Annotated in this window: 12 protein-coding genes; 7 read left to right on the top strand and 5 right to left on the bottom strand. The window is 69.5% G+C overall.

Translation table 11 applies throughout. The features are described from left to right. Positions 1 to 6 precede the first annotated feature (6 nt). Genes AFE02nite_RS06205 through AFE02nite_RS06195 form a run of 3 tightly spaced genes read right to left on the bottom strand, consistent with a single transcriptional unit; the run spans position 7 to position 3,160 of the window. Positions 7 to 912: an NADP-dependent oxidoreductase gene (locus AFE02nite_RS06205; protein ID WP_034243887.1), complete on the bottom strand. Its 906-nt coding sequence runs from the start codon at positions 910 to 912 to the stop codon at positions 7 to 9. 15 nt (positions 913 to 927) lie between these two features. Then, entirely contained in the window at positions 928 to 2,913 is a 1,986-nt protein-coding gene (locus AFE02nite_RS06200; RefSeq protein WP_146819215.1) for a heavy metal translocating P-type ATPase, read from the bottom strand. 10 nt (positions 2,914 to 2,923) lie between these two features. Further along, complete coding sequence (locus tag AFE02nite_RS06195; RefSeq protein WP_034243885.1) at positions 2,924 to 3,160, bottom strand: heavy-metal-associated domain-containing protein; 237 nt, start codon at positions 3,158 to 3,160, stop codon at positions 2,924 to 2,926. A 149-nt stretch (positions 3,161 to 3,309) separates the two neighbouring features. On the opposite strand from AFE02nite_RS06195, the gene AFE02nite_RS06190 reads away from it, so the two are divergent. Next, entirely contained in the window at positions 3,310 to 4,086 is a 777-nt protein-coding gene (locus AFE02nite_RS06190) for a Crp/Fnr family transcriptional regulator (RefSeq protein ID WP_034243883.1), read from the top strand. A gap of 556 nt (positions 4,087 to 4,642) precedes the next feature. On the opposite strand, the gene AFE02nite_RS06185 is transcribed toward AFE02nite_RS06190, so the two are convergent. Then, complete coding sequence (locus AFE02nite_RS06185; protein ID WP_034243881.1) at positions 4,643 to 6,457, bottom strand: DUF262 domain-containing protein; 1,815 nt, start codon at positions 6,455 to 6,457, stop codon at positions 4,643 to 4,645. A 947-nt stretch (positions 6,458 to 7,404) separates the two neighbouring features. Here AFE02nite_RS06185 and AFE02nite_RS06180 point away from each other — a divergent pair. From AFE02nite_RS06180 to AFE02nite_RS06165, 4 genes are all read left to right on the top strand, one after another. After that, positions 7,405 to 7,791 (top strand): hypothetical protein, encoded by a 387-nt coding sequence (locus AFE02nite_RS06180; protein WP_222594327.1) that lies wholly within the window; start codon positions 7,405 to 7,407, stop codon positions 7,789 to 7,791. Between the two features lie 62 nt (positions 7,792 to 7,853). Continuing rightward, positions 7,854 to 8,165, top strand: a complete 312-nt coding sequence (locus tag AFE02nite_RS06175; protein ID WP_052113435.1) for a helix-turn-helix domain-containing protein — start codon at positions 7,854 to 7,856, stop codon at positions 8,163 to 8,165. 235 nt (positions 8,166 to 8,400) lie between these two features. After that, a complete protein-coding gene (locus tag AFE02nite_RS06170; RefSeq protein WP_146819213.1) occupies positions 8,401 to 10,818 on the top strand; it encodes an AAA family ATPase in 2,418 nt (805 codons plus the stop codon). Between the two features lie 81 nt (positions 10,819 to 10,899). Then, on the top strand, positions 10,900 to 11,319 hold the full coding sequence (locus AFE02nite_RS06165; RefSeq protein WP_034243877.1) for a hypothetical protein: 420 nt from the start codon (positions 10,900 to 10,902) through the stop codon (positions 11,317 to 11,319). 272 nt (positions 11,320 to 11,591) lie between these two features. Here AFE02nite_RS06165 and AFE02nite_RS06160 read toward each other — a convergent pair whose 3' ends face one another. Continuing rightward, positions 11,592 to 12,263 (bottom strand): helix-turn-helix domain-containing protein, encoded by a 672-nt coding sequence (locus AFE02nite_RS06160; RefSeq protein WP_034243876.1) that lies wholly within the window; start codon positions 12,261 to 12,263, stop codon positions 11,592 to 11,594. A gap of 234 nt (positions 12,264 to 12,497) precedes the next feature. On the opposite strand from AFE02nite_RS06160, the gene AFE02nite_RS17595 reads away from it, so the two are divergent. Together AFE02nite_RS17595 and AFE02nite_RS06150 are read left to right on the top strand one after the other, a co-directional pair. Continuing rightward, the gene (locus AFE02nite_RS17595) at positions 12,498 to 14,015 is read left to right on the top strand and encodes a TIR domain-containing protein (RefSeq protein ID WP_222594326.1); all 1,518 of its coding nucleotides are present in this window, start codon (positions 12,498 to 12,500) and stop codon (positions 14,013 to 14,015) included. A 3-nt stretch (positions 14,016 to 14,018) separates the two neighbouring features. After that, positions 14,019 to 14,483 (top strand): hypothetical protein, encoded by a 465-nt coding sequence (locus AFE02nite_RS06150; protein ID WP_034243875.1) that lies wholly within the window; start codon positions 14,019 to 14,021, stop codon positions 14,481 to 14,483. The last annotated feature ends 10 nt before the right edge of the window (positions 14,484 to 14,493 follow it).

Genomic DNA, 14,493 nt, shown 5'->3' with positions numbered 1-14,493 from the left:
CCGCGGTCAGGGCACGATCACGACCTTGCCGGCGCTGTGGCCAGACTCGACCAGGGCCAGCGCTTCCGCGGCGCGGTCGAGCGGGTAGGTCGCGACGACGTTCGGGCTGACCAGCCCGTAGCCGACCACGCCGGTGATCTTCTCCAGGACGCCTTCCGTGCGGACCCGCCCGGAGCCGCCGAGCTCCCGGGCCGTCGCCGGGTCCGCCGCCGAGACGAGGTGGCTCGGGTCCTTCAGCAACGGCGCCAGGGCGCGCAGGGCGTCTCCGCCGACGAGGTCGGCGAGCAGGTCGATCCCGTCCGGCGCGACCGCGCGGACGCGGTCCGCGGCGCCCGGCCCGGAGGCCACGAACGTCGCCCCGGTGGACTCGACGAGCTCGCGCTTGGCATCCGACGCGACCCCGACCGCCTGGAACCTGTGCACCTTCGCGATCTGCAGCGCCATGAGCCCGACGCCGCCCCCGGCGCCGAGGACCAGCAGCGTCTGGCCCGGCTCGATCTCCACCTGGTGGGTCAGGTCGTAGGCCGTCGTGGCGGCCACGGGGATCGTCGCGGCGTCCGTGAACGGCACGTCCGCGGGCTTGGCGACGCTCGCCGCGGCGTCGAGCACCGTGTGCTCGGCGAACGCGCCGAGCCCGCGAGCCGGGGTGCCGAGCACCTCGTCTCCCACGGCGAACCCCTCGACGCCCTCGCCGACGGCCGTCACCACGCCCGCCGCCTCGAGGCCCATCGCGACCGGCAGCGCGCCGTCGGTCCCGAACGCACCCCGGCGCCGCTTCCAGTCGGCCGGGTTCACGCCCGCGGCGCGGACGGCGATCGCGATCTCTCCCGGACCCGGCACCGGAGCCGCGCGCTCGGTGAGCTGCTGGTGCTCCGGTCCGCCGAAGGCGGTGAAGACGAAGACCTTGGACATGGCGTTCCTTCCGGTTCAGGCGGTGGGCGCCGCGGCGGGCACGGACAGCGGTTCGACGGCGTCGGGCCGGCCGCCGGGACGGCCCACCTCGGCGCGACGTCGCAGCAGGCGCATCGCGTTCGCGATCACCACCAGCACCGACGCCTCGTGCACGAGCATGCCGATCGCCATCGTGACACCTCCGGCGAAGACCCCGGCGAGCAGGACCAGGACGGTGAGCAGCGCGATCGCGATGTTCTGCCGCATGACGCGCACGGTCCGCCGGGCCAGCGACACGGCCTGCGGGAGCGAGCGCAGGTCGTCGCGCATGAGCGCGATGTCGGCCGTCTCGATCGCCACCGCGGTGCCGGCGGCGCCCATCGCCACGCCGATGTCGGCGGCGGCGAGCGCCGGGGCGTCGTTCACCCCGTCGCCGACCATCGCGACGACGTGCCCGGCGGCCCGCAGCTCGGCCACCGCGGCCAGCTTGTCCTCGGGCAGCAGCTGGGCACGGACGTCGTCGACGCCGACCTGTGCGGCGACGGCCTCGGCGACCGCCCGCGCGTCGCCGGTGAGCATGACCACCCTGCGCACGCCGGCCGCGTGCAGCCGGTCGACCATCTCCCGGGCGTCGGGCCGGACGCGGTCGGCCACGGCGACCACGCCGATCACCCGGCCGTCGAGCGTGACCACCATCGGCGTGCGGCCGGCCGCGGCGAGCCGGTCGACCACCGTGGCCGCGCCGTCGTCGGCGATGCCCTCCGCGGACAGCATCGGCAGGTTGCCCACGCTGACCCGACGGCCGTCGAGGGTGGCGATGATCCCCTTGCCCGGCACGGGCTCGGTGTGGGTGGGCAGGCCGACGACGGCCAGCCCCTCGGCGGCGGCGGCGTCGACGATCGGCCGGGCGAGCGGGTGCTCGGAGCCGGCCTCGGCGCGCGCGGCCCAGCCCAGCACGTCGGCCTGTGTGAGCGCAGGATCCAGCGCGACGACGTCGGTCAGCTGCGGCCGGCCCTGCGTGAGCGTGCCGGTCTTGTCGAGGGCGACGGCGGAGATCCGCGCCGACGTCTCCAGGTACTCCCCGCCCTTGATGAGGATGCCGTCCTTGGCGCCGCGCCCGATGCCGGCGACGATCGCCACCGGGATCGAGATCACCAGGGCGCCCGGGCAGCCGATGACCAGCAGGGTCAGCGCCAGCACCACGTCGCGGGTGAGCAGGCCCGTGACCAGGGCGAGCGCGATGATCCCCGGGGTGTACCAACGGGAGAACCGCTCCAGGAACGTCTGCGTGCGGGCCCGGGCGTCCTGCGCCTCCTCCACGCGGTGGATGATCCGGGCGAGGGTCGTGTCGGCGCCGACGCCGGTGGCGCGCACCTGGAGGAACCCGCCCGCCGAGACGGTGCCGGCGAAGACGCGGTCGCCCGCCACCTTCTCCACCGGGATGGACTCCCCGGTGATGGACGCCTCGTCGAGCGCGCCCGTCCCACCGACGACGACGCCGTCGACGGGCACCTTGGCGCCGTTCTTCACGAGCACCGTCTCGCCGATGGCGACGGCCGCGGCGGCGACCTCGACCTGGGCGCCGTCCCGCAGCACGATCGCGGTGTCCGGCGCCACGGCGACGAGCTCGGCGAGCGCGGACCGGGTCCTGTTGACCGTGGCGGCCTCGAGCGCGTGCCCGACGGCGAACAGGACGGTCACCGCGGCGGCCTCCCAGTACTCGCCGATGACCAGGGCGCCGATGGTCGCGATCGACACCAGCAGCTCGATCGACACCATCCGCAGGGCCAGGGACCGCACCGCCCGGACGACGATGCGGTACCCGGCCAGCACGGCGGCGGCCGCCATGGCGCCGTCGGACGCGCGGAGCAGTCCCGCGCCGTCGGCGGCCCCGCCGGCCTCGTGGCCTCCCGTGAACGGGTTGGCGCCCGCCGCGAACGAGAGCGCGGCGGCGCCGGCGACGAGCAGCGCCGCGCCGGCGGGGATCGCCCACGGGCTGCGGAGGTGGCGTCGGTGGTTCACGGCCCGCTCCTCAGAACGCCGAGTGGGTGGCCTGATAGCCGGCCTTGCCGATGGCGGCGACGATGTCGTCGGTCGTGACCAGGGTGGCGTCGTGGTCGACCTCGACGCGGCCGGAGGCGAACTTCACGGCGACGTCCTGCACGCCGGGCAGGCGGCCGACCTGCTTCTCGATCTTGGTGACGCACGAGGGGCAGCTGAAGCCCTCGGCGCGGAAGACCGAGTGGGTGATGGCGGGGGTCGCGGTCATGGTGCACGTCCTTCGTCCGGTCGTCGGGGGGTTCCCTCGGGTCTGCGTCGAACGTACGAGGGGTCCCCGCGCGGCAACATGACGGCCGTCAATCTGCCGCAAGGTCGCTGACCTGCGACGACGCCCGCGCGTCGGGCTACTCTGGCGGCGTGAGCCACCCGAGCCCGCCGTCGGCAGCGGGGCGGCGCACCATCCCGTTGCGGGAGGTGACGCTGCCGCACCAGTGCCCGCGCCCGGTGCGGATGTACGTGCTCGCGCGGGCGCCCTACTTCCGCGGGCTGAGCGAGGCCGAGCTCGACGTCATCGACAGGCGCATGCGGACGATGTCCGTGCCGGCGGACGGGTACATCTACCACGCGGGGGACCCCGCGGACGCGCTGTACGTCGTGGCCGAGGGCAGCGTGAAGGTCGCCCAGGTCACCGCCGGCGGGACGGAGACGGTGACCGACATCCTCGTGCCGGGGGAGCTGTTCGGGGCGATGGGGACGCTGGGGGAGCCGTACCACCTGCAGTCGGCGTCCGCGCTGGTCGCCACGTGTGCGCTGCGCATCGACCAGGACGCGTTCCGGGAGGTCCTGGCCACCTACCCGCGCGTCGGGCTGCGGGTGCTCGACGACGTCGCGGCGCGCCTGGCCCGGGCCCACGCCGACATCGGCGGCCAGACGACGGACACGGTCCCGCAGCGGGTCGCGACGGCGCTGCTGCGCCTGGCGGACAAGCTCGGTGAAGACCGCGGCGCCGACGGCGTGCTGCTGGAGGTCCCGCTGTCGCGCGCGGACCTCGCCGGCCTCGCCCGGTCGACGCCGGAGTCGGTGTCGCGGGTGATGAGCCGCTGGAAGAAGGAGGGCGTCATCAACTCCGGACGCCGGTGGACGGCCCTGCTGGACCGCCGCCGGCTCGAGGCGGAGGCCGCGGGGGTCGCCTGAGCGGCTGACCGGCAGCCCAAGGCTCCGGTGGCAGTTCGGCCCCAGGTGGCGCTGCTGTGTGGAAGCTTTCCCGCGCTTTCCGCGGCAGATCTTCCACGCAGCCCTCGCCGAGGCTGGGGCGAGCGACCGGTCCGCCAGCGCAGGCACGAAGGCCGCCGCCCCTCGCGGGGCGGCGGCCTTCGATCTGCACGGACCTTGCGGTCCGGCCGTCAACCGGGCTTCACCAGCTCGGTTGCACAGTGGAGGTGGCGGGAATCGAACCCGTCGGGATGTGTTGCGAACTAGAGGTGCAGGGCCCTGATCTGCGGGAGCGCGCGGAACGCCATCGGTGGCGACGGTTCAGTCGGCCTTGGCTGTTGACGGCGTCAACGCAAGCGCCCGGAGCGGGTTCCGGGGTCGCAAGGGCTTACCGGCTCTTCTGTGGCGACGGCTGAAGGCAGCCAAAGGAGCCGCTCGTGCATATGCCGGAAGCAGCACGGTGGGCGTCGGCCCCTTCGCCATCGCCAGTCCAGCCGTGACTAGGGTCGTGCCCCCCGCGTCGTCTCCAGCACTGGGCCTAGGCCGTCACGCCGGCCGCCGCGGCGAACCGCTGGTACACCGAGTGGTAGTTCGCTTGCGGTACCACAACGGTCTCGGAGCCGCTTCGTTCCAGGAGTTCAGTGCCGAAGAAGTAGGGCCGAGTGCCTGGGACCACTTCGATCACGGCAACTTCGAGGCCGTGGTACGGCACGAGGTGCATCTTGTTCGTGAGCGACTGAGCCAACTCGGGGTCAAGCCCATCTGTCATCCGCAGCTGACGAACGACCGAGTCCCAGTAGTCGGCCAGCGACCGGTTTGCGACGCGTCTTGCCTCGCGGGAGAGTCCGACAACGTTGAACTCCGCGTAAGCGACCGAAGGCACTCCGTCGATCTCCAGGACTCGTTCGGCGTCGCCTCGCTTTTCGGCGATCCCGACAACGATGAACCCGGGTGTGGGTGGCGCCGTGTTGGCAATCGCCGTCGCGGTCCGTGCGATCTTCTGAACCATGGGCTTCGAATCGGACGCTCCTGGCTCAAGAAGCAAGAAGCCTTGTTTCAACTCGAACAACTGGTGCTCTACTCGGCTGTTCGAGAGCACCCTTTCCACGAAAGAAGCTCGCCCGTGTGTGGCACTCGCCCCGTTGGCACTGGCGACCGTTGCGCGATGAAGCAGCGACTTGACCGCCCCGATCGCATCGAGCTTGTTTGCCGAACTCCAGTCGCCGCCACTTCCCTGTACTCCGAAGCGATTGTACTTGCCGCGAATCTGGTTCGCGGCAAGTGCGTAGTCGCTAAACTCCCGCCCATCCTCGACGGTGAGTTCGAACACGGCCATGTATGCGCAGTGGAAGTACCGCGGGATCGGATTTCCTGAGCCAATCCCGATAAGGTCGCAGAACCTTTCGCCGCCCGCGTCGATGATCCGCCGAAGCTCGTCAAACGCCCGTTCAAAGTCCTCCCGCACCCCGTCAGGGGTGCGGGCGAGGATGGCGGACTCGACTTCGACCGACTGCTTTGTCGGTTCGGCGTTGTCTGTGCTGGTGAAGTTGAACAATGCGTCCCGAGCTTTGGCGCTGCTAGTGGGTGTCGTGGAGCTCAGTATGTCGCCAAGGAGGTCAAGGACGACTTCCTCGTCTCGCGAAGAGCGAACCAGTTCCCGGTTGAGAATCCCCTGCTTGACCCAGAAGATGGAGTCGACATCGATGCCGTACTTCAGGTCGTTGTTGGAGATGCTGAGGCGCGACATGGCTGATAGAGGAACGTGATCGGTACGGGATGCGTCGCCTCGAACTTGCGCGGACAGTTCCCGAACGAGTGACGCGAGTCCCGACATCGATCCGACTTGCCGAAGATCCTGCGAGGACAGCTTCCTGCCACTCGAATTGATGCGGCGAAACACCTCATCAATGACCTCGGCGCTGTCGCTTCGGAACACGGAGAGGGCCGTGGTGTAGTTGGTAAAGCGCCGCGAGTCGTCGCGACCGAGCACTGGTTCCCGCTGCGCGAGCTCACCTCGGTCCTTGAGGTCTTTCGTGTCGGCGAGGGCTTCCAGGTTGAAGTAACCACCGTCGATTCCATACTCATTCTCGATGAACGAGATTATTGCGTTGAGTCGCTGGAGCCCGTCGATGACTTCAAACTCACTGAGGACCTCCCCCGTCTTCTCCGCAACAAGGAACAGCGGGATCGGCAGTTGCTTCATCGCAGAGTCGATCAATCGGCGCTTCTCTTCCACGCTCCAGACGAGTTTCCGCTGATATCGGCGGTTAACGCTGAAACGGTCGCGCCGGTAAAGGTCGTAGATCTGCTGGATGCTAAAGGAACGGACGTTGACATCAGATTCGCTGGCCATTGTGTTCCTTAATCGACGTGACGCCCGCTCACGGTGCCTGGGCAGAGATTGGCAGGCACCGGCCTGGCTGTCCATATGACACGCCGCTGGCGAGACCGTGGTTGGGCGATGCGCTCCTGTCTCGGGCTGGTGCGCATGCCGACACTCAAGGGGCGACGGCGGGTCCTCATTGTGTGAACGGCGGTCGGCTTCGGTCTCGCGCAGGTCAGTCAGTGCCTCGCCGTGGCGGCAGTCGGTAGCGTTCGCCGGCGGCTGCGTCGTGGTTGAGATCTCGTGCGGCAACTGCGGTTGCCGGCGGTGCCAGAGGAGTCCGGTCCTCTTCGTCCCTGTCTCGACAACCCTGGTTGCCGCCGTGCGACGTGTCCTCGCTCAGTCGGCCGGCGGTTCTTGGACGGAGTACCGCGCCCTACGACCACGAGCGGCTCGAGGAGGAGCGTTGTCCTACGACGTGCAGGTGTTTGCCCAGCGGGCGTCGAACAGCGATGACGTGCGAAATCTGCCCTGCGAGCTCGGCCATCAGCCCAGGCCATAGCGCCGCCAGGATGCCGCAGCGCGGTTTGACCCCCTCGCTCATGCAGGCACCGCTCGGCCTCACTCGCTCGGGCCGTCCCGGCTGACGGAGGCCGCGGCCGCACTGATCGCTCGGGTCCACGGGCGCTGAGGCGCCACCGATGTGATGACGAGGCCGGTGCCCAGGAGCGCCGTCATCGCATTTGCTTCCCGTCATCGGCGGCGACGCCAATTCGTCATCGCTCCGGCTATCGGGCGTGAGGAGTCTGGCGTCGTGTGCGTGACCGACTTCGCCCTCGTCTGCTGTCGCAGACCTAGAGGTAGTGGAGTCCCACGCCGTCGGGTCGCAGCGCAGGCAGGAGCAGGGAGAAGGGGGCGCCATGGGCAAGGGGAGTCGGGTCCGGGCGAGCCGGCACGTGGACCGGCTAGGGAGGCCCGTGCCGTCGTCGGGCGCGGCATTCGGGATCGCTGTCGTACCGCTTGCCTCAACGGGCCCGGAGGCGCCCGAGGTGGCACCCGACGGCGTCGTCGGCGGCTTGCAGGAGTACGACGTCGCCTGGCGGGCTGCGGCGCGGGTGACGGACGCACTTGCCGACTTGAGGGAGCTCGCTGCTGCGCGCGCGGAGGCTCGGCGCGTGGTCGATGGGCTCGAGGAGGAGGTCGAGATCGCCGTCGCCCACCTGCGGGTCGATGGGGCCAGCTGGGCGCAGGTCGGGCGGGCGTTGGGGATCAGTCGGCAGGGTGCCCGTCAGCGCTTCGGCGATGTGAGCGGTGCCCACGGGATCCGCCAGGACCCCCGTGATCCACAGCAGTTCGGGCGTTGACCACATCTTCTCCGGCATTCCGCATACCTGTCGGTGAAAGCGAGCAGAAGGGCGGTGCAGCGATGACCGAGTACGTGACTCTGACCCCCGAGGAGGTCGCCAAGACCCTGGGGATGTCGCCGTGGTGGGTGCGCGAGCAGGCGCGACGCGGGCGGATCCCGCACCTGCGCCTGGCCAAGGGCAGGATCCGGCTGCTGCCCGAGCACGTCGACGCCCTCGTCGCGCTGTACACCGTCGATGGCGGCGTGGCCGATGACGCTCGGGCTCCGGCCGCCGCGGCGTCATCGGACCTGACGGCACTCGGCCCGACGGCGAAGTCGGTGCGCGCTCATCGGCGTCGGCCGCACGTGCAGGGGGACGGGCGGCTGTTCTAGGCGGTGTCTGCCTCCCGGGCGCCGTCTGCGCATGCGTCATCGTCATCGTCATTGACGGGGACGATGACGCCCTGCGTCGCCGGATGGCGCGTGCTTGGCGTCGATTCTTCCTCCGGGGGATCATTCCCGTCGCTATGTTGCTCGCGTCCCCCTGGGGCGTGGAGAGGGTGGAGCTGGTGCGAGGCCAGGTGACGAGCGAGCTGCGGTGGACGCTCACGCGGCGACGGAGCCGGTGATGGCTGACGCACCGATCATCATCACGGACGAGTTCAGGCATGCCCTGACACTGCTCGACGAGGGGCGCAACCTGTTCCTCACCGGGAAGGCCGGCACAGGCAAGTCGACCCTGATCCGTCACTTCATGGCGACGACGAAGAGGCGCGTGGTCGTGGCCGCGCCAACAGGTATCGCTGCATTGAACGTCGACGGCTATACGATCCACCGGCTCTTCGGCTTCACAGCGACAACGGATCTGGGCGCAGTGCTGGACGGTGACTACCGCCCCGGCCGCTTCGGCGCGACGCTCGCCTCACTGGACACGCTCATCCTCGACGAAGCCTCGATGGTGCGTGCCGATCTGTTCGACATGCTCGTTGCGGCGCTCGAGCGGTTCGGCCCGCGACGGGGCGCCCCATTCGGTGGTGTCCAGGTGGTGTTGGTAGGCGACCTGTTCCAGCTGCCGCCAGTCGTACCCGAGGACGAGAAGGAGTTCTTCGAGACCCGATACGCCACGCCCTACTTCTTCTCGGCCGACCGGTTCTCCCGTGACGACTTCCCGACTGTCGCCCTGACGACGGTGTTCCGGCAGCTCGGGGACCAGCGGCTCACGGGTCTGCTGAACGCCGTCCGCGAGGGCGTCTTGGTCGAGCGCGCCCGGACGGAGCTGAACGCGCGCACCGACGCGGAGTTCGAGCCGCCCGACGACGAGTTCTGGCTCACTCTCGCTCCGACGAACAGGGTCGTCACGGCACGCAACCGGCAGCACCTCGAGCGCCTGCCCGGGGACGGCGTCGTGCACGTCGCGGTTGAGTCCGGGGATCTGAGTCTGTTCGACCCGCCGGTCGAGAAGGTCGTGGAGCTGAAGGTCGGCGCCCAGGTCATGTTGCTGAACAACGACTCCGCGGACCGCTGGGTCAACGGGACGCTCGGCAAGGTCACCGAGCTCTGGCACGACGACGACGGGCTCGCCGTGAAGGTCGAGTTCCGGGACGGCACGAGTGCCGAAGTGCGGCCTCACACCTGGGAGGCGACGCGTCCTGTCATCCACGGCGGCACCCTGCGACGTGAGGTCGTCGGCGCCTACACGCAGCTCCCGCTGAAGCTCGCCTGGGCCATCACCATCCACAAGAGCCAGGGCCAGACGATGGACCGGCTGGTCGTCGACCTTCGGGGCGGGGCGTTCGACTACGGGCAGGTGTACGTGGCGCTGAGCCGCTGTACGTCGATGGACGGGCTCGTGCTCACGCGGCCCGTGCTGCCCAAGGACCTGAAGACCGACCGACGGGTCTTGCGGTTCCTCCGGGCGTCCACGGCGCCCGATCGCACCCTGAGGCTGTGCGCCATCAGCATCCTCACCGTTGGCATGGAAGGGCGCATGTCACGGCCCCGCCCGGTCGAGCTGGCCGTCGCGTTCGACGACGGCTCCGCGATCAGCACGCTCGTCAACCCGCAGCGGGACCTTGACGATGCCCGTACCGCCTACGGCGTCACGGTCGACGACGTGCTTCTGTCGCCGACCTTGGCGGAGGTGTGGTTCGCCATCGCGCCCCTGCTTGACGGCTGTGTGCCAGTCGGGCTGGAGATCGACGACACACTCTCGCTCATCGACTTCGAGCTCAAGCGGCTCGGGCTCGTGGTGCCACTGCCGCTCGGCATCGAGATCCCCCCAACGGGACTCCGGGCCGAAGAGCGACAGGCGTTGGCCGAGCCCACGGCGCTCGCCCGCGCTCGCGCCGCGATGCGGGTGGCGCAGCGAACGGGGATCGACGCCTCGGGCGGCTCCGTGTTCGACGCGAGCAGCCTCGATGAGCAGGATGACGTTGGGCCGACATCGGGCGCGGCGTACCTCCTCACTCGCGACGGTGACGCTCAGGCACCGGCGAGCGCGGCGATGCCCACGCTGTCCGCGCTCATGGACACGAGCCGCCTGTTGAGCGGTGTGCTCCTCGGGCGGGCTTCACTTCCCGTCGGGGCGGGTGCCACTGCGGACGCCGCGGTGGCGGCCGTTGTACGCGACGTCGTCGCCGAGCGCCTGATGGCGGCCGCTGCGCGGACCACCGCGCTACCCGCCGAGTTGCTCGCCCGACTGCGCGTGCTCGAGGGCGTGCTGGGCATCGCGGTCGTCGACGCCATCGTGGCCGCGACGACCGTGGGCCGCGGCGCCATTGACGAAGTCCTCTGCCGGGGAGCGCGAGTGTGCTTCACCGGCACCGCCGTCGACGCCCGTGGCGTCACCTGGGATCGGGATCAGATGAACGCGGCTGCCGCTGCCCGCGGCCTCGTGCCCGTGTCATCCGTGACGAAGTCGAGGTGCGACGCATTGGTGGTGGCCGAGGTGGGTACGCAATCAGGAAAGGCCCGCAAGGCCAAGGAGCTCGAGAAGCCCGTCTTCTCTGCCGAGGACTTCTTCGCCTGGATCGGCACGGCCAAGTAGCCGGCGCCCCTAGTAGCGTGGTTCCGGGGCCGCGGCTCGGGCGGGGTATGTGGAGAGGATGCGCAGTGTGTCCTGGCCGCGTTGGCGCGCGTCATCGGGCAGCAGGAGCCATGCGTCGTCGAGAGGGTCGCTGAGCGCTTCCGCGAGATGACGCAGGCGCTTGCGATCGGAGCCTTGGAGGCGCCCAAGTTCGCGTCGGTGGTCAGCGATCAGGGATGCGAGGAGCCCAGCGTCCCTGAGGTGCCGCTCTCGATCCCGCCGGTCGGCGATGTGCGCGGCCGCCTTGAGGACGAGGGCGCCGAGCAGGTCCGGCACCGCCACCTCGACCGTGCCGCCTTCGTGCTCGATGACGACCTGCTGAGTGCGGGCGAGGGCCTGGGCGCCGCCGTCAATGGCCATGACGGGACGGCGGTGCAGGCGCGGCTGGGCGTGCCTTGGCAGGTGGTCGGCGACGAGAACGTCGATGACGTCGCCATCGCGCCGGAGACGGTGGACCGGTGACTCTGGCCAGCCGGGCTCGACGACCGCGAATCCGCGGGCCGTGAGCGCTCCTGTGATTCCGGCCATGCTGACGCCAGCGGCCATGACATCGATGAGCGCGTCGACGTCACGCGTCGGGCGGACCCCTTCGACGCCGGCCGCCCGCGCATGCAGCTGCACCATGAGCCCGCCGACGAGCACCCACGACCTTGGTGGCAGCACGGAGGCGATCTCGATGACGACGGGCCACGGTGGCGCCCATCCGCCAGGCGGTGCGATGACGCGCAGAGTCGTCATCGCAGCAGTTCCTCGAGCACGCGGAAGCCAGCCGACCGCTCCCTGACCTCGAGCGACTCTGCGAGGTCTGCCGCGATGACGGCGACGGGCATCGTGTCCCGTCCCTCCATGACCGAGCTCGGCGCGGCGGCTACCCGCAGGGTGGCATTCCCGCGCGGATCCTCAGCGAGGTGGAAGTCGCGTACCAGCCGAGCCGCGACCTCACTCGTGCAATAGCCGTCAACGCGACTGAGGTCCCGGTCCAGGGCGAACCGGGACGGCTCCGTCGCACGGGCGCCGGTGCGGATGACGGACGCGTCGAGTTCAGCGAGGAACGACTCGCTCGCCCGGTAGCGGCGGACTGATGCGCGGCGTCGGGCCGCGTGCACGAGCTCCTCGGCGTCGATGGACGCGAGCCGGTCGTCAAGACGCCTGGCCGTGCGCCTGTCGAGCCAGTCGACGTCGAGGCCGGAGAGCCGCCACAGCGCTGCCCAGGCCGTAGTTGGGGACCACGGACGACCCCGCTCGGGACGCGTTCGGGCCAAAGCGTTGACGGCGAGAGCGTCGACGACCCACACGTCACCCGCCGTGCGCGTCGCCGGCAACCGTCCGGTTTCGATGAGACGCTGCACCTGGCGCTGGGAAACACCCAGCCGCTCAGCCGCAGCACTCGTGGCCATCTGCGTCATCCATAAATAGTCGCACAGGCGACATATTCTGTCGACCGACGTCGGGGGGAACGTAACAGGGGACTTTCGGCCGGGTCGAGCGCATCGAGTCGCCGGTGCGGCTGCTGCGAGCAAGAGGAGCCCGCGGGACCGCTGCGCCATGTCGGGTAGGTGAGGGAAGATCACCAACGGCGGCAAGGCCTCCGGTGGAGCCCGCACTTGCAGCCGTACGTGCCATTGGGTGGAGGGGGAGGAGTGGCTGGGGCCCAGCAGATTCTTGAGGCCATCTTTCGGCTATTTACGCGGCATGACCGGTGGCCGACCTGGAGCGAGGTCGACTACGAGCTTGACCGAACGCTGGGCCTCGAAGACCCGTGGGGGGAGGTCAGCAAGCTCGACCGGCGGCTTCTCTGGGGCGCGGGCGCACATGAACCGCCCGACGACCAGAAGATCGCCTTGACCATCGAGGGACTTGCTCAGTGCCCGGAGGCAGCCGAGGACGCGGCGATCTTCGTCGAGGGCGTTCGCTATGCCGCTCAGCTGGCGCAAGACAGCCCTCCTTCGGATGACGTCCTGCTGACCCCAGAAGACCTTGCTAGACACGTGAGACTGCCGGCGGCGGGGCGCGCCAGCATGCTCGCGCGCCAGGCCCTGTTGTGGGAGACCGTGGGCGGGCTATGGCTGGGCTTCTCGAAAGGTCAGGGTGAAGGGGACTGGAAGATCCTTCTCCGCAGAAAGGGCCTTCGCCCCTTCCGCGGCGTGCGAGATCTGGCGGACTACCTAGCGCGCGATGCGGCGGTGAGCGGTGTGGGCGCGCTACCCGGCTCTGGTCAGCGCGCTAGCGTCGGTGCCATGCCTCGGGAAGACGAGCGAGGTCCTGCGGCGGGCGGGCGCCAGGTGTTCGTGGTGCATGGGCGCAATGAGGCGCTGCGACGGTCGATGTTCGACTTCTTGCGGAGCATCGATCTCTCGCCCATGGAGTGGACGACGGCAGTCGAGTGGACCGGCGATGGGTCGCCGTACATCGGGCAGGTCCTGGACGTGGCCTTCGACCGGGCGACTGCCGTCGTCGTCCTCCTGACGCCTGACGAGGTCGCCTACCTTCAACCGCGGTACGGGAGCGGTGCGGACGACCCCGAGATCGCCCCGGCTCCGCAGGCACGCCCCAACGTCTTGTTCGAAGCCGGAATGGCCTTGGGCCGCGATGCACGCCGTACTGTGCTCGTCGAAGTGGGCTCCGTCCGTCCGTTCAGCGACGTCGCCGGGCGCCACGTCGTGAGGCTCTCCAACGACCTCAAGCGTCGCCAGGAACTGGCCAAGCGTCTCGAGACGGCTGGTTGTGCGGTGAACCTCAGCGGTACCGATTGGCACTCCGCGGGGGACTTCACGGCTCCGAGTCCCCCCGGCGAAGGACTGCCCCTGGGGCGCCGTGTTCCCGCCGCAACAACGATCCGCCCACCGATTGACTTCGACGTCAAGTACTTCAGCAGGGGCGGCAACCATGTCGACAAGCTGCAGATCGTCAACCGGGGGACCGAGGTCGCCTACGACGTGACGCTCTCAGTTCCCGAGGATGCGGCGCTTGATCTCATGCGCCATGAGGGCATCCCCAAGATCCCTGGCGGTGGAAAGTCAGTGACGATCGACGTCATGAACCGGAGCCGGTTGTTGGGCGGCAGGCAGGGGACCGCCGCGTTCGACGTGTCCGTGTCGGCCCGGACAGACGCCGGCGCGATCTTCACCCAGGATGTCTTCCTAGATCTGAACGGATAGGCCATGGACGACTTCAGCGTCCCGGTGAGCATCCCGCTCGACAGCGACGGGTTCCTCCGACGCGAGTGCCCTACCTGCGAGGGGGAGTTCAAGTGGTTCAGTCACGATGAAGGCGATCCGGATGCCGAGGTAGCTGAGCAGTACTTCTGCCCGCTCTGTGGTGTACCGGCTGGCTGTGATTCGTGGTGGACGCCAGCGCAACTGGCGTACATGCAAGGAGTGGCTGCGCCCGAGATCGATCGCGTGATCAGGGAGTCCATCGGCGACGCGTTCAGAGGCATCAGAGGTGTGACGTTTAGGCAGAACGCCGACTTCGGTCTTGGCACACCGACCCCGGATCCGCTGGTCGAGCCCGACGACATGATCATCGTCGAGCCGCCGTGCCACCCCAATGAGCCGGTGAAGGTTCCCGAGGCAGCCACCGCGCGGTTGTACTGCCTGGTGTGTGGGGCGCCGTTCGCGGCCTGACCCGCCTGGT

Source organism: Actinotalea fermentans (assembly GCF_007991475.1).
Taxonomy (GTDB): Bacteria; Actinomycetota; Actinomycetes; order Actinomycetales; family Cellulomonadaceae; genus Actinotalea; species Actinotalea fermentans.
Note: the sequence above shows the minus strand (reverse complement) of the source record. Positions and strands in the feature narration are given on the sequence as shown.